The organism is Bacillus sp. OTU530, assembly GCF_038440375.1.
The window spans coordinates 72,778-89,229 of record NZ_JASATP010000007.1; the positions used below are offsets into that span (position 1 = coordinate 72,778).

A 16,452-nucleotide genomic window follows, 5' to 3' on the forward strand; every position below is an offset into this window, starting at 1 on the left:
TAATTCGACATGGCGAGAAATTTTAGGAATAAAGTATAAGTAGGGCTATGCCGCTGTCTTCGCCCAAAGGCAGGGCTCGCCAATCAGCGAGTTTTCTTTACCTATATGGTTACATGGTCCTTTCCACAAACATGTAAAGAAAAGGAGATAAGCTATACTTGAATATTGAACAGGTTTTTTATACAATCGTAAATAGTGTTCAAAAGGGCAGACCAACGAACGCCACATCCCAAAAAAGGAGAGATGTAAATGGGAAAGCTATATGTTTTCGATCATCCACTTATTCAACACAAGCTTACATACATTCGTGATAAAAAAACAGGTACGAAGGAATTTCGTGAGCTAGTCGATGAAGTAGCCAGCTTAATGGCCTTCGAGGCAACGCGCGATCTTCCATTACAGGAAATAGAAATTGAGACGCCGGTAAGCGTAACGAAGACAAAGGTGCTCGCAGGGAAGAAGCTTGGCCTAATACCAATTTTGCGTGCGGGGCTTGGAATGGTAGATGGTATTTTAAAAATGATTCCAGCGGCAAAGGTAGGGCATGTTGGTTTATACCGCGACCCGAAAACATTGCAGCCAGTTGAGTACTATGTGAAGCTCCCAAGTGATGTGGAGGAGCGTGATTTTATCGTGCTTGATCCAATGCTTGCGACAGGCGGTTCAGCTGCTGAAGCGATCAATTCCTTGAAAAAGCGCGGTGCGAAGAGCATTAAGCTGATGTGCATCATCGCTGCCCCAGAGGGAGTAAAGATTGTACAGGAAGCGCATCCGGATGTAGATATTTATATTGCGGCTTTGGATGAAAAATTGAACGACCATGGTTATATCGTCCCTGGTTTAGGGGATGCGGGAGACCGTTTATTTGGTACAAAATAAGATAAAAGACGAGAAGGCATGCCCTTCTCGTCTTTTTTGTATTTTGGGAAAGTATAAATTTTCAGCTGGAAGACCATACCTTGTAGTAGATTACTTTTTGGAAGTATCTTCACTAGCAGACCATTTTCAGCTAATAAAAAGAACCGTTTTTGAAATAGTCCGTAGTGCAATCCCGATAAATGTTGACCTGTCAGCCGCACTTAATGGTGATGAACTGCGAATTTGATACATTCGAAAAGCTTAGGAATACAGGATAAGGGCAGCTATGCCGCTGTCTTCGCCTAACGGCTCGTCAATCAGCGCGAGTTCTTTATTATAGGAGTAAAATTATTTCCCTCTTTCTTATACATGGAATAGCTGGAAAAGGAGAAGCATATAGGAAAAGGGAGGTTCGTTATGCTTCGGGTTTTACTTCTAGGATGTCTTCTTTTGTTTGCGACAAAAGCAGAGGCGACTGTGTTTCCAAATCGTCCGCCTGTGCCGTCTTCTTATGAAAATGAGCAGGAAATTGCCATTGTTGAGACTGCGCCTGAACGAATGGAGAAGGTGCAGCAAATGATTCGGCGTGAATACCCGAATATACGGGTACGCTGTGTGTATCAAACAGCACTGTCCGGCTTAAGTGTACAAGGAAGCAGGAAGGAGCTGCGCAATCTGGCCAAGATCCCGGGCATCGCTCGCGTTACCCCTGTATCTGTGTATAAAGCTGATATAACAGAGAGCGTCCCGTTTATTGGCGGGGCTAAGGTGCGCGGCTATTTTGATGCATCGGGCAGGCGTTTAAGCGGGGCCGGGGTCCGCGTCGGGGTTATTGACACAGGATTAGATTACCGCCACCCAGATTTGCGGCGCAGCTATGCAGGCGGCTATGACACGGTAGATAACGATTCTGACCCGATGGAATCGAAAACGAAGGAGCCAACGCAGCACGGCTCCCATGTAGCGGGTATTATTGCAGCAAATGGGAAGCTCAGGGGCATCGCACCGGATGCGAAAATCCTCGCGTACCGCGCACTTGGGCCTGGCGGTGTTGGCTCGACCGAAACAGTACTCAACGCAATTGAGAGAGCAATCAAGGATCGGGTGGATGTTCTTAATCTTTCGCTCGGCAATGATGTCAACGGCCCAGATTGGCCAACGAGCATTGCCTTAAACTATGCTGCTAGAGCAGGGATTATTGCTGTAACGGCATCAGGTAACTCAGGTCCCTCTATTTGGACGATCGGATCCCCGGGAACGGCGGCGCAGGCTATTACGGTCGGGGCATCCACACCGCGTCTTCGCATTCCTTACCTGCATGTTGCAGGGAGGGAGTTTCGGCTGGCGCAGCTTGGCGGGGCAAAGGAGTGGAATCTAGAGCGTACATATGAATGGGTGGATGCCGGTCTTGGGAAGACTGCTGATATGAAGAATGCTCGGAACAAAATCGTTCTTGTAAAGCGAGGCGAGCTTTCGTTTGCGGAAAAGGTGCAGAATGCACAGAGGGCAGGGGCAAAGGCCATTATTATTTATAACAATATGCCGGGCTCCTTTGCCGGGATGGCTGAAGGAGCGGCTATTCCCGCTGCTGCTATGTCCGGCCGTGACGGTGCATGGCTTAGAAAGCAGAGGGACTCGCTTGCCGGTACGGTGTTTCATACAGAGCAAGATCGTCTCGCCGGTTTTAGCTCGCGCGGTCCTGTTACGGTAACATGGGGGATTAAGCCCGATGTCGTTGCTCCAGGCGTGGGTATTACCAGCACGGTTCCCAAAGGGTATATGTCGCTGCAGGGCACGAGTATGGCGGCGCCCCATGTGGCGGGCGCCGCTGCGCTGCTGAAGCAGGCGCACCCGAACTGGACACCGGAGCAGGTGAAGGCAGCGCTCATGAATACAGCGAAGCTACTATATAAAGGAAAGCAGCCATATCATGTGTATGAGCAGGGAGCTGGGCGCGTTCAGCTCGAACAAGCGCTGCATCCGCCTTTTCTTATTTATCCTTCTTCTCTATCATTCGGGCTCATTCGGTCATCGCAGGGACATACGATACGTAAGGTTGCTGTGACGCTCGACAATCAAACGGAGAAGGTGCAAAAATATGTTTTCGAGATGCCGCAGGCTAGGCCTGGTATACAATGGAGGCTACCGCATACAGTATATGTAAAGCCGCATGAAAAACAGCGTGTTGTCATTGGTACAGAATTAAGCGCTTTCACCTTGCGAGAAGGGGTACATGAAGGCTATTTGCGCGTCCGAAGCGGTAGTACCGCTGCCGAGCTTCCTTATTTATTCTTCGTAGAGGAGCCCGATTATCCGCGAATTATGGGGTTTCGATTTGTGAAAGGGGACGCTCCTGAATTGTACCGTTATGAAATGTATCTGCCTGGGGGAGCAGATGAACTAGGAATTGTTTTGTATGATCCAGCCACATTTCGATATGTAGATTACATTATGTATCGTCAAAATGTGACAAGCGGAAGAGTGAGGGAAGTTATATCAGTAAAACAATCTATCAAAGGGACATATAAGGCGCTTATATTTGCAAAGAAAGGAAAAAAGGAGGATATCATAGAAAAAACTCTTCAATTCCAATAGGAAAATGCTTAAAATGTGAACATTTATTGACAAATTCAAGATTGAGTTGGAATTTTTCGATTTTTTTCGATTTGGCATTGACACTATTTAACACACTATTGTATGCTAACAAAGTGAGTGGATGATAAGGTTTTCAGCGATAGTTTTCGTCTATCTTTTGACAAAATACTCGCTTTTCAACAACTCAAAAAATGATTCTCGTATAAAAAAGGGTAATCATAAAAACATCTCACACCTCATTTTGCACCAAACTCCTTATACCCATTTGGAGGGATGAACGCTTGCATGGGAATAAACGAAATCCAATGAAAGCTGCGGCTTTGATGACGACAATTACGTCCCAATTAGTAGGCTTTATTCTTATAGGAATTTTTGGAGGAATGTGGCTAGATGAAAGATCACATCTTTCCCCTTTATTTTTAGTTATCGGGCTGCTATTAGGGTTATTTGTTGGGGTATATACTACCATTTCTCTTATTAAACGTTATTTCAAGGAGAATCAGCTATGATGGAAATAGCAGTTAAAAGTTTCAAAAAACAAATGTTATATTTGTTAGCTTTACTAGTCTTAGGCTGGGGATTTACTTCGTATTCTTCACAATTTTTAGGCTTGATAATGGGAATATCCTTTAGCCTTTTCTCCATTAACTACTTAGCAAAAAAAGTAACCAATTTTGGAGAAAAGGTAGTTAAGAATATTCGTGTGAAATCCTTAGGGATGCTCTCGCGTTTTTCAGGAGCAGCCTTGATTGCGCTTGTCGCCGCTAAGTATGAAACCCACATTTCATCTATGGCATTATTATTGGGTATAGTGATAGGCTATTCTATCATTGTCATAAATTTGTTTTATTATAATTTTATTCATAGCAGTGAAAGCGAGGTGAATAAAGATGGAACATAACTTTTATATGTTTAAGTTTTTAGGACTGACGTTCAATCTATCCAACATTATCATGATTCCCGTCGTAATGGCGATTGTGCTATTAATAGTGACACTTGGCACCCGTAAGCTAGCCATGAAGCCAACTGGTATGCAAAACTTCGTGGAGTGGATACTAGATTTTGTTAAAGGAATCATTGGTAGTACAATGGATTGGGAGACAGGAAAGAAGTTCTGGTCATTGGGTACTACATTAATCTTATTCCTTTTCGTATCAAATATGTTAGGGTTATTCTTCTCCCTTTCATATCATGAGAATTTAATCTGGAGATCGCCAACATCTGATCCTATTGTTACATTAACGTTGGCTGTTATGATTGTAGTGCTAACGCATTTCTATGGAGTAAAGCAAAAAGGCAGCAAAAACTACATAAAAGAAAGTTTTTTCGCGCCTCTTTGGTGGTTGTTCCCTATTAAGATCATTGAGGAATTTGCTAATACCTTAACGTTAGGCTTACGTCTATACGGAAACATCTTTGCAGGTGAAATTTTATTAAGCATGTTAGCAAAATTGGCTACACATGGACCTGCATCGAGTGCAGCTGGGAATGTAGTTATTACGATCCTTACGTTCATTCCGACAGTTGTATGGCAAGGATTCAGTGTGTTTATCGGAAGCATCCAATCGTTTGTTTTCGTTATGTTAACAATGGTTTATATGTCTCACAAAGTGAGCAGCGACCATTAATTTATTTCATAAAAAATTAATTAAGGAAACATTTAAAGGAGGATATATCATTATGAGTTTAGGAATTATTGCAGCTGCTATCGCAACTGGTTTAGCAGCAGTTGGCGCTGGTATTGGTAACGGTCTTGTTGCATCTCGTACAGTTGAAGGAATTGCTCGTCAACCAGAATTAAGAGGTTTATTACAAACTCAAATGTTCATCGGTATTGCGTTAGTAGAAGCACTTCCAATTATCGCAGTCGTTATTGGTTTCTTAACATTAAACCGCTAAGAACACAATATGATGTATACAATGGCGAAGTTAGCTCTGAATGGAGGGCCTTCGCCATTCCTTTAGTTAAGTAATTTTGACATTAAACAGTTTCATAAATATAAGCTGAATAACCCTTGAAGGGAGTGAATCGTTGTGTTTCAAGTGAATACGTTCGTGTTAGGGTCAGCTATGGCTAACGGAGATGTGCTCTTTACTCTAGTAAGTTTTATTATCCTTTTGTTCTTAGTGCGAAAGGTTGCATTTGGCCCCTTAATGAACATGATGAAGCAGCGTGAACAACACATTGCAGGTGAAATTGAGGCTGCTGAAAAGAACAATGCAGAAACTAAGAAATTATTAGAAGAGCAACGTGCAGCTGTAAAGCAATCCCGTGTAGAAGCGCAAGAATTGATTGAGAGAGCGAAAAAGCAAGCAGAAGAGCAAAAAGATGGTATTTTAGTTGCTGCGAAGGCAGAAGCAGAGTCCATTAAAGAAGCTGCGGTGAAAGAAATCCAGCGTGAGAAAGATCAAGCGATTGCTGCATTACAAGCACAAGTTGCTGTCTTATCTGTTCAAATCGCTTCCAAAGTCATTCAAAAGGAATTGAAGGAAGAGGATCAAGCATCGCTTATCCGCGACTACATTAAAGAGGTAGGCGAAGTGCGATGAGTAAGGACATTGTAGCAAAGCGTTACGCAGTTGCTCTTTTCAAGCTTGCGAAAGAAAAGCATATGCTCGAAACTTTTGAAGAAGAGCTGCGCACTGTAAAGGAAGTATTCCTTACAAGCAAAGAATTAAGCACATTCTTAACTCAACCAAACATTTCCGCTGAAAAGAAGAAAGAAGTAATTCGCCAAGCGTTTTCTTCTTTGTCTTCTTATGTACTAAATACGCTTTTTCTTTTAATTGACAAGCATCGTGAGGACATCATTGCAAACATCGCAGACGTATATTTTACTTTAGCGAATGAAGAGCGCAATGTAGCGGATGCTATCGTCTACTCTGTTCGCCCGCTTACTGAGGACGAGCAAGTGGGAATTGCTGAAGTGTTTGCCAAGAAGATAGAAAAAGATGCGGTCCGCATTAAAAATATTGTAGATACTGATTTATTAGGCGGCATTAAAGTCCGTATCGGCAACCGTATTTATGACGGAAGCCTACAAGGAAAATTAGCACGTATTCAGCGTGAACTTTTGAACAATAGATAGGGGTGAAACGCATGAGCATCAGAGCTGAAGAAATTAGCGCACTGATAAAGCAACAAATCGAAAACTATCAGTCCGAAATCGAAGTTAGCGATGTTGGTACAGTTATCCGTGTTGGTGACGGTATCGCACTTGTTCATGGTCTTGATAATGTAATGGCCGGAGAACTTGTAGAATTTGCTAACGGAGTTATGGGACTAGCGCAAAACTTAGAAGAAAACAATGTAGGTATCATTATTTTAGGACCTTACACAGGGATCCGTGAAGGTGACGAAGTGCGTCGTACAGGACGTATCATGCAGGTACCAGTAGGTCCGGAACTTGTTGGTCGTGTCGTAAACTCTCTTGGACAACCTGTAGATGGATTAGGTCCAATCAATACAACTAAAACTCGTCCAATCGAAAGCCCGGCTCCTGGCGTAATGGATCGTAAATCTGTTCATGAGCCGCTTCAAACGGGTATTAAAGCGATTGATGCGCTTGTACCAATCGGCCGTGGACAACGTGAGTTAATCATCGGTGACCGCCAAACTGGTAAAACATCAGTAGCGATCGATACAATTCTTAACCAAAAAGATCAAGATATGATCTGTATTTACGTTGCAATCGGACAAAAGGAGTCCACTGTACGTAACGTAGTTGAAACATTGCGTAAATTCGGCGCATTAGATTACACAATCGTTGTAACAGCGTCTGCTTCCCAGCCGGCTCCATTACTATACTTGGCTCCTTACACAGGCGTAACGATGGGTGAAGAGTTCATGTACAACGGCAAGCACGTTCTTGTTGTATACGATGATCTTACTAAGCAAGCAGCAGCATACCGCGAGCTTTCCTTGTTGCTTCGCCGTCCTCCAGGTCGTGAAGCGTATCCAGGGGATGTATTCTACTTGCACTCCCGTTTATTAGAGCGCGCTGCGAAATTAAGCGATGCAAAGGGCGCAGGTTCCTTAACGGCACTTCCGTTCATTGAAACACAAGCAGGGGACGTTTCTGCTTACATTCCGACAAACGTAATTTCGATTACAGACGGACAAATTTTCTTACAATCTGACTTATTCTTCTCCGGTGTACGTCCTGCGATTGATGCAGGTACATCCGTATCCCGCGTAGGGGGAGCTGCTCAGATTAAAGCAATGAGCAAGGTTTCTGGTACACTTCGTCTGGATTTAGCATCCTTCCGTGAGCTAGAAGCATTCGCAGCATTCGGTTCTGACCTTGATAAAGCGACACAAGCGAAACTAAATCGTGGTTCGCGTACAGTAGAAGTATTGAAACAAGGCTTGCACAAACCTCTTAAGGTAGAAAAGCAAGTTATGATTCTTTATGCACTAACACGCGGATTCCTTGATGATATTCCAGTTGTGGACGTTCAACGCTTTGAAGAAGAGCTGCTTGCATGGATGGATTCCAACCGTGCAGAAGTACTTGAACAAATCCGTACAACTCGTCAGCTTCAACCTGACGACGTAATGGGCGGCGCAATCGAGGAGTTCAAAAAGACGTTTGTTGTTTCTGAATAATAACGAAAAGCGGAGCCGGCTTGGCTCCTTATAAATAGTAATAAGAGAGTAGGCTTGTCCTATTCTCTTTCCATGCCTACTTTCGACAAAAGGTGGTGAAACCCTGTGGCATCTTTACGCGAGATTAAAACGAAAATTACGTCCACGAAGAAAACGAGTCAAATTACGAAGGCGATGGAGATGGTGTCTGCATCCAAATTGAACCGTGCGGAGCAAAATGCGAAAGCATTCGTTCCATACATGGAGAAAATTCAGGAGGTAGTAGCTAGCATCGCAGGCGGCGGTAGAAAGTTTAATCACCCAATGATGACGGCTCGTCCTGTGAAACGCACAGGATATATCGTAATTACATCCGACCGTGGACTTGCAGGTGCATATAACAGTAACGTACTACGTGCTCTAAGTAAGGAAATTCAAGATCGTCACAAGTTGGATTCCAGCCAGTATGCTATCGTTGTAATTGGTCGTGCAGGCCGTGACTACTTAAAACGCCGCGGCTTTAACATTATTGATCAAATTACAGGATTATCTGACCAACCGGTATTTTCTGACATTAGAGAAATCGCATCTCGTGCGGTTTCCATGTTTGCAGATGAAGCATACGACGAGCTATATATTTACTACAATCATTACGTAAGCAAAATACAGCAAGAGGTAGCAGCTACAAAAGTATTGCCTCTTACGGATATTCAATCCAATAAGCCGAGCAGATACTATGAGTTCGAGCCTTCTGAAGAAGACATTTTGAAGGTACTATTGCCGCAATACGCAGAAAGCTTAATTTACGGTGCCTTGCTGGACGGTAAAGCAAGTGAGCATGCAGCGCGTATGACAGCAATGAAAAATGCAACTGACAATGCAAAAGACGTTATCGATACGCTTACACTTTCCTACAACCGTGCACGTCAAGCAGCGATTACGCAAGAAATTACGGAAATCGTCGGCGGTGCGGCTGCACTGGAATAGAAAGCTTTCATTAACATGTCTATTAGCCTTTCATCAGAGAGAATTTGCTCTGCTGATGTAAGCTGGACGGCAACAAACAATTAGGAGGGAAACCGATGAATAAAGGACGCGTTACAGCGATAATGGGTCCGGTTGTAGACGTGAAGTTTGAAGACGGCAAGCTTCCTGCTCTCTACAACGCCCTTAAAGTCACAAACGAAGCAAGCGGTAAAGGCGAAGCTTCCATTAACCTTACATTAGAGGTTGCTCTTCACCTTGGTGACGATACAGTTCGTACAGTTGCGATGGCTTCTACAGACGGACTTGTTCGTGGCATGAATGTAACAGACACTGGCAGCCCGATTTCCGTTCCAGTAGGGGACGCAACTCTTGGCCGCGTATTTAACGTACTTGGCGATGCAATCGACTTAGACGGCGAGGTTTCTGCAGATGTTCGCCGCGACCCGATTCACCGTCAAGCTCCTGCGTTTGAAGAGCTTTCTACAAAAGTAGAAATTCTTGAAACTGGTATTAAAGTAGTAGACTTGCTTGCTCCTTACATCAAGGGTGGTAAAATCGGTCTATTCGGTGGTGCCGGCGTAGGTAAAACGGTATTAATTCAGGAATTAATCAACAACATCGCACAAGAGCACGGTGGTATTTCCGTATTCGCAGGTGTAGGTGAGCGTACTCGTGAAGGTAATGACCTATACCATGAGATGAGCGATTCCGGCGTTATTAAGAAAACAGCAATGGTATTCGGACAAATGAATGAGCCGCCTGGAGCACGTCAACGCGTAGCCCTAACTGGTTTGACAATGGCTGAATATTTCCGTGATGAGCAAGGACAAGACGTACTATTGTTCATCGATAATATCTTCCGTTTCACGCAAGCAGGTTCTGAGGTATCCGCGCTTCTTGGCCGTATGCCATCTGCCGTAGGTTACCAACCAACGCTAGCTACAGAAATGGGTCAATTGCAAGAGCGTATCACATCCACTAACAAAGGTTCTATCACTTCCATTCAGGCAGTATACGTACCAGCGGATGACTACACTGACCCGGCTCCTGCAACAACGTTCGCTCACTTAGATGCAACAACAAACCTTGAGCGTCGTTTAACACAGATCGGTATTTACCCAGCGGTAGATCCATTGGCGTCTACATCTCGTGCATTATCTCCTGAAATCGTAGGAGAAGAGCATTATGGAGTAGCTCGTCAAGTACAGCAAACATTGCAACGCTACAAAGAGCTTCAAGATATCATTGCGATCCTTGGTATGGACGAGTTGTCTGAAGATGACAAGCTAGTTGTACAACGTGCGCGCCGCATTCAGTTCTTCTTGTCTCAAAACTTCCACGTAGCAGAGCAATTTACAGGACAACCTGGTTCTTACGTACCTGTAAAAGAAACTGTACGCGGATTTAAAGAAATTCTAGAAGGCAAATATGACGATCTTCCAGAGGAATCTTTCCGTCTTGTAGGTCGTATTGAAGAAGCTATCGAGAAAGCTGCAACGTTAGCATAATAAGGCCTTAGGAGGGAAAAACCATGAAGACAGTTCCAGTCAGTATCGTGACTCCTAACGGACCGGTATATGAAAATGATGTTGAAATGGTTAGCGTGAAAGCGGAAAGCGGAGAAATGGGGATCCTGCCGGGTCACATTTCTACAGTGGCACCGCTGCGAATCAGTGCTGTTCGCCTGAAAATAGGTAACAGAACTGATAAAGTAGCAGTGGCTGGCGGCTTCATTGAAGTTCGTCCTGATAAGGTGACAATTTTGTCCCCTTCCGCTGAGGAGGCATCTCATATTGATGTGCACCGCGCGAATGAAGCGAAGCGCCGTGCTGAGCGTCGCTTAGAAGATAAGCAAGCCAACATCGATTTCAAACGTGCCGAACTTGCTTTAAAACGAGCAGCTAACCGTATAGACGTTTCTAGTAAATAACAATAAAAAAGCTGCAAGGGGGACGCCTCTTGCAGCTTTTTTGCACTAGTCTTGCCTAGAAAAAATTATGGAGTTAACGTGACTCCATTTAGAATGTAATCCCAAATTGTAGTGTCATGGATACGATTAGGGACTTGAACACTACAAACTCTATCCAGTCCCCAATCCACTTCTGAGACATTGGGTAAACCTTCTACAGGATTTATGATGACTATATGAAATAAACCATTTGTTATTTTATACAAAGCGGACTGTAGTTCGGCAGCTTGGTTATAATTCGCAAACCACCTTACAAAGAGAATAGATTGACTGGTATTCATTAGGTCGAGAAAACGATTAACCCGTTTATTTAGTTTTTCTTTAAAAGAAGGGTATGTGGCAGTCCAATCTTGATTCGGAAGTATTGGGAAATCATGAACTGAAATAATATTGTAAAAGGTATCTTCTACAAAATATGATTGAACTGGCTTAGCAAATCTATCATCAGAAAAAATGGGAGCTCCATCATCAAGATAAAAAGCAGCCCCATCTTTTAAACGCATATTTTCAAGTTCCATATAGCCAGTGAATTTATTTTCCAATAATCTGCTTACATTAGAAAGAGATAAGGATGCTACCCAATCAAGAGGTAGTGAAGCTTTTCTGAGATTAAGTCTTTTTATGTGAATGGTTGGATCGCATGCACTGCCTATTCCGATTACTGTATCATAAGGTCGTTTAATGTCTTGTAGCTTTATTTTAATCCCTCATTTCAATAACAATATATGAGAATTAAATAAGGCTGATTGGACTAAATGCTAGGGGGATTTTTACATAGAAAGTATAAATTTCCCGCTAGAAGCAAACTCGACGTAGCGGGAAATGCTAGGAACAAAGTGTAAGTGTAACTACGCCTCTGTCTTCACCCAAGGACAGGACTCGTCAATCAGCGAGTTCTCTTTACACTTTAAGAAAGTATAAATTTCTAGCAGGAAGACCATTCGACGCAGTTGGAAATTTTAGGAATAAAGTATAAGTGCAACTACGCCTCTGTCTTCGCCTAAGGACAGGGCTCGCCAATCAGCAAGTTCTCTTTACAAGTTATGTTGTAGAAATCAACATCCCCAAAATAAGTCCTTGCTTCTCAGCCATTGTACAATAAGAGGGTTTTCATGAAGCTCCGATTCTAGCACAAGCCAGGCTCCTGTCTCATCCTGCAGAGCACGAATTTCCCCTGTTTGACATTTTGCCTCAATCCAGCGAACAGATACCTGTGTAAGATTAGATAATTCCTGCGTTGAGATGGTCTTCATACAAAGCCTCCATTTCCTGCAGTTTTTTACCTATTGTATCCGAATTTTGTAATGCAAGCGAGTATGTCCTTCTGTCATTCATATCTTTTCTCTCTCCTGAATACATATGGCAAGAGGAGAACATGTCCAGAGAATAGGGGAGGAAATAGAATGATGACAGGTGAGTGCAAACGGCTGGCGGCAGCAACCTTAAGGGGGAAATGGAACTTTGGAGCGGGTGTCACCTTTTTGAGCCAGCTCATTCTTTCCATTGGCTCCGGTGCCTTATATCTTCCATTTATGATTGCAGCTTTGTATGCTGTACATACATTTTTAGAGGAGGTTACGGTTGGGCTGCTGTATGGTATATATGTAGCAGTTTCCTTGATTTTTTCGGGAATTATTATAATGGGGCGCCGGAAGCTCTTCCTCTGTCTAGCACGGCAGGAGCCGGTGACAGCCGATTTGCTATTTGATTATTTTGGAAGCTGGAGAAAGATGCTGCAGGCATGCAAGATCGCATTTTTTATTTCCTTTTATACATTTTTATGGAGCTTGCTGCTTGTTGTACCTGGCATTATCAAATCATTTTCTTATTCAATGACTCCCTTCATTTTAATCGATCATCCTGAGTATACGGTGCACGAAGCGCTGGATATAAGCAGGGAAATGATGAAGGGATATAAATGGCAGCTGTTTTTGCTATGTCTCCGCTTTTTTGGCTGGCTGCTGCTTATCATTCTTACGTTTGGGATTGCCAGCTTTTGGGTTGTTCCGTATGTTTCTACCGCGGTTGCCCATTTTTATCTTCGTCTGTCAGAGAGGGACGAGCTGGAAGAAGTGTCTTACAGCGGATTAATCTGAGAGAATATTGGAAAGCAGGAGATTTAGTTGGAATTGATAATGATCAATAAAAATGTCTATCATATTAGCTGTGTTCCTTTTGAAGACAAGAGCGAACAAGATAAGGATGGAAATTACGAATATTATTATAAAGGAAGAAATATATCATTTTGCCGAGATAAAGAATGGATAGAAGGAAGAATGTATGATGAAGAAGAGGTAATTTCATTCTTTCAAAATCCTATCCTTGCTTTTGGTGGAGACTTCGAAGCAATCAAAGTGTATCTAGGCAAAGAATATGGAATAAGGAGATTTAGGTTTCTAGATAGGGAAAGCAAGGTGTCAGTTTATACTTTAAGAAAGTATAAATTTCTAGCTGGAAGACAATTCGACGTAGTTAGAAATTTTAGGAACAAAGTATAAGTGCAACTACGCCTCTGTCTTCGCCCAAGAGCAGGGCTCGCCAATCAGCGAGTTTTCTTTATACAGAGCTATAGCTAGAATCCATACTATTCTAGATCATAACGTAAAAAATATTTGCGATATGTAAAAAACGGAACAACATTCCTTTCATTACCTTAATTGGTCGACATAGGAAATATAAATTTGATATAATAATTATGCTTACATTATTTAGAAAATTAAGAAAAAATAAGGTGCTTTAGCAGATTTAGAGCTTGTTGATTGGACAAATTCAAGCAAACGGAAGGGGGTTTTGAAGATGTTCAACCTGTATCAAAACAACTATTTAATTGTAGTTGTCTTTTTGCTTTTGGGTATCCTGCTGCCTGTCGTTGCATTAACTGCCGGCAAGCTGCTTCGTCCGAATCGTCCGAGTGCTGCAAAGCAGACTACGTATGAAAGCGGCATTGAACCATTTCATGAAGCAAACGTACGGTTTCATGCCCGCTATTACATTTTTGCGTTACTGTTTGTCATTTTTGATGTGGAAACAGTCTTTTTGTATCCATGGGCAGTTGCCTATAATGAGCTTGGAGTGTTTGCGCTCATTGAAATGCTGATTTTTGTTGTTATGCTTCTTATCGGACTTGTGTATGCTTGGAAAAAGAAGGTGTTAAGATGGCTATAAACTTTGAGGAGCTTCACCCAGATGAAAGGGCAGAGCTAGAGCGCAATATTTTTTTCGCAACGCTAGAGCAGGTAAAGGGGTGGGCGCGAAGCAATTCACTTTGGCCCATGACATTTGGACTTGCCTGCTGTGCTATTGAAATGATGGGGGTTGGGTCATCCCACTATGACCTGGATCGCTTTGGTTCTTTCTTTCGTACCTCTCCGCGTCAGTCGGACGTGATGATTGTATCCGGTACTGTAACAAAGAAAATGGCACCAATTGTGCGTCGATTATATGATCAAATGCCGGAGCCAAAGTGGGTTATTGCAATGGGTTCATGTGCAACAGCTGGAGGGCCGTATGTGAATTCGTATGCGGTTGTCAAAGGTGTGGACCAAGTTGTTCCGGTTGATGTATATATACCGGGATGCCCGCCAAACCCGGCAGCTTTAATTTACGGTATTAATAAGCTGAAGGAGAAAATTCGTTACGAAGCGCGGACTGGGAAGCAGGTGACGAATCGATGAGCGAGAACGAGAAGAGTAAGGAAGAGCTAAAGCGCGAGGCGGCAGCACGAGCGAAGGAAGAAGCCCTGCGAAAGCTGGCAGAACGAAAAGCTATGCAACAAAGTTCGACACCAGCAGCAGAACAAGCTGCAGTGGATGAAGAGGAGAAAACGCTACCAGAAGAAAAAGAGGAAACTTTAGAGAATAAAATCGATATGCCAGAGGATCCGGCAGAAGCCAAGAAGCGCGCAGCAGCGGAGGCGAAGGCGAGAGCGCAGGAGCTGGCAAAGCAAAGAGCGGCTGAGAAGGCAGCAGGTGAGTCAGCGGCGCCGGAGGATCCGGCAGAGGCCAAGAAGCGCGCGGCGGCGGAAGCGAAGGCGAGGGCGCAGGAGCTGGCGAAGCAGAGAGCGGCTGAGAAAGCGGCAGGTGAATCAACGGCGCCGGAGGATCCGGCAGAGGCCAAGAAGCGTGCAGAAGCGGAAGCGAAGGCGAGGGCGCAGGAGCTAGCGAAGCAGAGAGCGGCTGAGAAAGCAGCAGGTGAGTCAGCGGCGCCGGAGGATCCGGCAGAAGCCAAGAAGCGCGCGGCGGCGGAAGCGAAGGCAAGAGCACAGGAGCTGGCGAAGCAGAGGGCGGCTGAGAAAGCGGCAGGTGAGTCAGCAGCGCCGGAGGATCCGGCAGAGGCCAAGAAGCGTGCGGCAGCGGAAGCGAAGGCGAGGGCACAGGAGCTGGCGAAGCAGAGAGCGGCTGAGAAAGCGGCAGGTGAGTCAGCGGCGCCGGAGGATCCAGCAGAAGCCAAGAAGCGCGCGGCGGCGGAAGCGAAGGCGAGGGCGCAGGAGCTGGCAAAGCAAAGAGCGGCTGAGAAAGCAGCGGGTGAGTCAGCGGCGCCGGAGGATCCGGCAGAGGCCAAGAAGCGCGCGGCAGCGGAAGCGAAGGCGAGGGCACTGGAGTTGGCGAAACAGAGAGCAGCGGAGAAGTCCGCTGGGGAAGCCCCTCCTTCAGATGATGCAAAGGCGAAGGCTGCTGCAGCAGCGAAGGCAAAGGCGGCGGCAGCGGCGAAGGCGAAAGCAGCCCGCGCTATGCAGCAGGACGCAGGTAATGGCTCTGCTGAGGACGACGAAAAGGCAAAAGCCATTGCGGCAGCGAAGGCAAAGGCAGCGGCGGCAGCAAAAGCGAAGGCAGCCGCAAAGGCAGAGGGAGCTGGCGGGGATGATGCAAAGGCAAAGGCGATTGCAGCCGCAAAAGCCAAAGCTGCAGCGGCAGCTGCTGCTAAGAGAGGAGCAGCCTCTGAACCGAAGGAGGAACCGATCGAAGAGCAGCCCTCACCAAATCAGCCTTACCTCGATAAATATATCAATGTTTTGCAGCAGCATCTTAGCGAGGAGGCTTTAGAAGAGTCTTACATTAATAGACTATCCAAGGATGTTCCAACGCTTGTTTTGCACAAGGATTATTATTATAAGGCTATGGAGTTTCTAAAATATAATGAGCAGCTGGCATTTAATTATGTATCCGAGCTGCATGCCACAGATTTTGTGACGCATATGGAAGTGTATATTCACTTGTATTCTTATAACAATCGGCAGTCAGTTGCCGTCAAGGTAAAGGTGGACCGCGATGAGCCGAGGGTTCCGTCCATTACACCGCTTTGGCAGGGGGCAAATTGGCCTGAGCGTGAGGCATACGATTTGCTCGGCATTACATTCGAGGGGCATCCAAACCTAAAGCGCATCCTCTTGCCTGATGATTGGGTCGGATATCCGTTACGAAAAGATTATGAGCCTTTTGATGTGGAGGTGTAACGA

Annotated in this window: 18 protein-coding genes and 1 pseudogene; 17 read left to right on the forward strand and 2 right to left on the reverse strand. The window is 44.7% G+C overall.

The features are described 5' to 3' along the window. Nucleotides 1-249: 249 nt before the first annotated feature. From upp to AAHB12_RS07250, 12 genes are all read left to right on the forward strand, one after another. Nucleotides 250-879 (forward strand): uracil phosphoribosyltransferase, encoded by a 630-nt coding sequence (gene upp / locus AAHB12_RS07195; RefSeq protein WP_129727508.1) that lies wholly within the window; start codon nucleotides 250-252, stop codon nucleotides 877-879. A gap of 396 nt (nucleotides 880-1,275) precedes the next feature. Next, a complete protein-coding gene (locus AAHB12_RS07200; protein ID WP_342044782.1) occupies nucleotides 1,276-3,453 on the forward strand; it encodes a S8 family serine peptidase in 2,178 nt (725 codons plus the stop codon). Nucleotides 3,454-3,734: 281 nt separating this feature from the next. Further along, a complete protein-coding gene (locus AAHB12_RS07205) occupies nucleotides 3,735-3,962 on the forward strand; it encodes an AtpZ/AtpI family protein (protein ID WP_129727510.1) in 228 nt (75 codons plus the stop codon). Next, complete coding sequence (locus AAHB12_RS07210) at nucleotides 3,959-4,354, forward strand: ATP synthase subunit I (protein ID WP_129727511.1); 396 nt, start codon at nucleotides 3,959-3,961, stop codon at nucleotides 4,352-4,354. Before AAHB12_RS07205 ends, AAHB12_RS07210 begins: the two co-directional genes overlap by 4 nt. Beyond that, nucleotides 4,344-5,081: a F0F1 ATP synthase subunit A gene (atpB, locus tag AAHB12_RS07215; RefSeq protein ID WP_129727512.1), complete on the forward strand. Its 738-nt coding sequence runs from the start codon at nucleotides 4,344-4,346 to the stop codon at nucleotides 5,079-5,081. The genes AAHB12_RS07210 and atpB overlap by 11 nt, the downstream gene beginning before the upstream one ends. Before the next feature lie 52 nt (nucleotides 5,082-5,133). Further along, complete coding sequence (gene atpE / locus AAHB12_RS07220; protein ID WP_129727513.1) at nucleotides 5,134-5,352, forward strand: F0F1 ATP synthase subunit C; 219 nt, start codon at nucleotides 5,134-5,136, stop codon at nucleotides 5,350-5,352. 144 nt (nucleotides 5,353-5,496) lie between these two features. Next, the gene (gene atpF / locus AAHB12_RS07225) at nucleotides 5,497-6,003 is read left to right on the forward strand and encodes a F0F1 ATP synthase subunit B (RefSeq protein ID WP_129727640.1); all 507 of its coding nucleotides are present in this window, start codon (nucleotides 5,497-5,499) and stop codon (nucleotides 6,001-6,003) included. Further along, entirely contained in the window at nucleotides 6,000-6,542 is a 543-nt protein-coding gene (locus AAHB12_RS07230; protein WP_129727514.1) for a F0F1 ATP synthase subunit delta, read from the forward strand. Before atpF ends, AAHB12_RS07230 begins: the two co-directional genes overlap by 4 nt. Nucleotides 6,543-6,553: 11 nt before the next feature. After that, on the forward strand, nucleotides 6,554-8,062 hold the full coding sequence (gene atpA, locus AAHB12_RS07235; RefSeq protein WP_342044783.1) for a F0F1 ATP synthase subunit alpha: 1,509 nt from the start codon (nucleotides 6,554-6,556) through the stop codon (nucleotides 8,060-8,062). Between the two features lie 105 nt (nucleotides 8,063-8,167). After that, entirely contained in the window at nucleotides 8,168-9,028 is an 861-nt protein-coding gene (gene atpG / locus AAHB12_RS07240; protein WP_342044784.1) for an ATP synthase F1 subunit gamma, read from the forward strand. A 95-nt stretch (nucleotides 9,029-9,123) separates the two neighbouring features. After that, nucleotides 9,124-10,536, forward strand: a complete 1,413-nt coding sequence (atpD, locus tag AAHB12_RS07245) for a F0F1 ATP synthase subunit beta (protein WP_129727517.1) — start codon at nucleotides 9,124-9,126, stop codon at nucleotides 10,534-10,536. A 23-nt stretch (nucleotides 10,537-10,559) separates the two neighbouring features. Then, nucleotides 10,560-10,958: a F0F1 ATP synthase subunit epsilon gene (locus tag AAHB12_RS07250; protein ID WP_129727518.1), complete on the forward strand. Its 399-nt coding sequence runs from the start codon at nucleotides 10,560-10,562 to the stop codon at nucleotides 10,956-10,958. Between the two features lie 65 nt (nucleotides 10,959-11,023). Here AAHB12_RS07250 and AAHB12_RS07255 read toward each other — a convergent pair whose 3' ends face one another. Next, a complete protein-coding gene (locus tag AAHB12_RS07255) occupies nucleotides 11,024-11,701 on the reverse strand; it encodes a DUF1796 family putative cysteine peptidase (protein ID WP_342044892.1) in 678 nt (225 codons plus the stop codon). Between the two features lie 351 nt (nucleotides 11,702-12,052). Beyond that, nucleotides 12,053-12,250, reverse strand: a complete 198-nt coding sequence (locus tag AAHB12_RS07260; protein ID WP_342044785.1) for a hypothetical protein — start codon at nucleotides 12,248-12,250, stop codon at nucleotides 12,053-12,055. Between the two features lie 150 nt (nucleotides 12,251-12,400). Here AAHB12_RS07260 and AAHB12_RS07265 point away from each other — a divergent pair, with 150 nt between their 5' ends. The 5 genes and pseudogenes from AAHB12_RS07265 to AAHB12_RS07285 all read left to right on the forward strand — a co-directional run bounded on the left by AAHB12_RS07265 (nucleotide 12,401) and on the right by AAHB12_RS07285 (nucleotide 16,449). Further along, complete coding sequence (locus AAHB12_RS07265) at nucleotides 12,401-13,093, forward strand: DUF975 family protein (RefSeq protein WP_342044786.1); 693 nt, start codon at nucleotides 12,401-12,403, stop codon at nucleotides 13,091-13,093. Nucleotides 13,094-13,132: 39 nt separating this feature from the next. Further along, nucleotides 13,133-13,390: pseudogene (locus tag AAHB12_RS07270) on the forward strand (hypothetical protein); the annotation flags it as partial. A gap of 403 nt (nucleotides 13,391-13,793) precedes the next feature. After that, nucleotides 13,794-14,162: an NADH-quinone oxidoreductase subunit A gene (locus AAHB12_RS07275; RefSeq protein ID WP_129727522.1), complete on the forward strand. Its 369-nt coding sequence runs from the start codon at nucleotides 13,794-13,796 to the stop codon at nucleotides 14,160-14,162. Further along, nucleotides 14,153-14,671: an NADH-quinone oxidoreductase subunit NuoB gene (nuoB, locus tag AAHB12_RS07280; RefSeq protein ID WP_129727523.1), complete on the forward strand. Its 519-nt coding sequence runs from the start codon at nucleotides 14,153-14,155 to the stop codon at nucleotides 14,669-14,671. Before AAHB12_RS07275 ends, nuoB begins: the two co-directional genes overlap by 10 nt. 371 nt (nucleotides 14,672-15,042) lie before the next feature. Next, nucleotides 15,043-16,449, forward strand: a complete 1,407-nt coding sequence (locus AAHB12_RS07285; protein WP_446715527.1) for an NADH-quinone oxidoreductase subunit C — start codon at nucleotides 15,043-15,045, stop codon at nucleotides 16,447-16,449. Nucleotides 16,450-16,452 lie beyond the last annotated feature (3 nt).

Bases quoted from the DNA above. Each gene is read 5' to 3' on its own strand.
- atpE (WP_129727513.1), top strand. From the start codon at position 5,134: ATGAGTTTAGGAATTATTGCAGCTGCTATCGCAACTGGTTTAGCAGCA.
- AAHB12_RS07210 (WP_129727511.1), top strand. From the start codon at position 3,959: ATGATGGAAATAGCAGTTAAAAGTTTCAAAAAACAAATGTTATATTTG.
- atpB (WP_129727512.1), top strand. From the start codon at position 4,344: ATGGAACATAACTTTTATATGTTTAAGTTTTTAGGACTGACGTTCAAT.
- atpA (WP_342044783.1), top strand. From the start codon at position 6,554: ATGAGCATCAGAGCTGAAGAAATTAGCGCACTGATAAAGCAACAAATC.
- upp (WP_129727508.1), top strand. From the start codon at position 250: ATGGGAAAGCTATATGTTTTCGATCATCCACTTATTCAACACAAGCTT.
- AAHB12_RS07265 (WP_342044786.1), top strand. From the start codon at position 12,401: ATGATGACAGGTGAGTGCAAACGGCTGGCGGCAGCAACCTTAAGGGGG.
- nuoB (WP_129727523.1), top strand. From the start codon at position 14,153: ATGGCTATAAACTTTGAGGAGCTTCACCCAGATGAAAGGGCAGAGCTA.
- AAHB12_RS07260 (WP_342044785.1), bottom strand. From the start codon at position 12,250: ATGAAGACCATCTCAACGCAGGAATTATCTAATCTTACACAGGTATCT.
- atpD (WP_129727517.1), top strand. From the start codon at position 9,124: ATGAATAAAGGACGCGTTACAGCGATAATGGGTCCGGTTGTAGACGTG.
- AAHB12_RS07275 (WP_129727522.1), top strand. From the start codon at position 13,794: ATGTTCAACCTGTATCAAAACAACTATTTAATTGTAGTTGTCTTTTTG.
- AAHB12_RS07200 (WP_342044782.1), top strand. From the start codon at position 1,276: ATGCTTCGGGTTTTACTTCTAGGATGTCTTCTTTTGTTTGCGACAAAA.
- AAHB12_RS07250 (WP_129727518.1), top strand. From the start codon at position 10,560: ATGAAGACAGTTCCAGTCAGTATCGTGACTCCTAACGGACCGGTATAT.
- AAHB12_RS07230 (WP_129727514.1), top strand. From the start codon at position 6,000: ATGAGTAAGGACATTGTAGCAAAGCGTTACGCAGTTGCTCTTTTCAAG.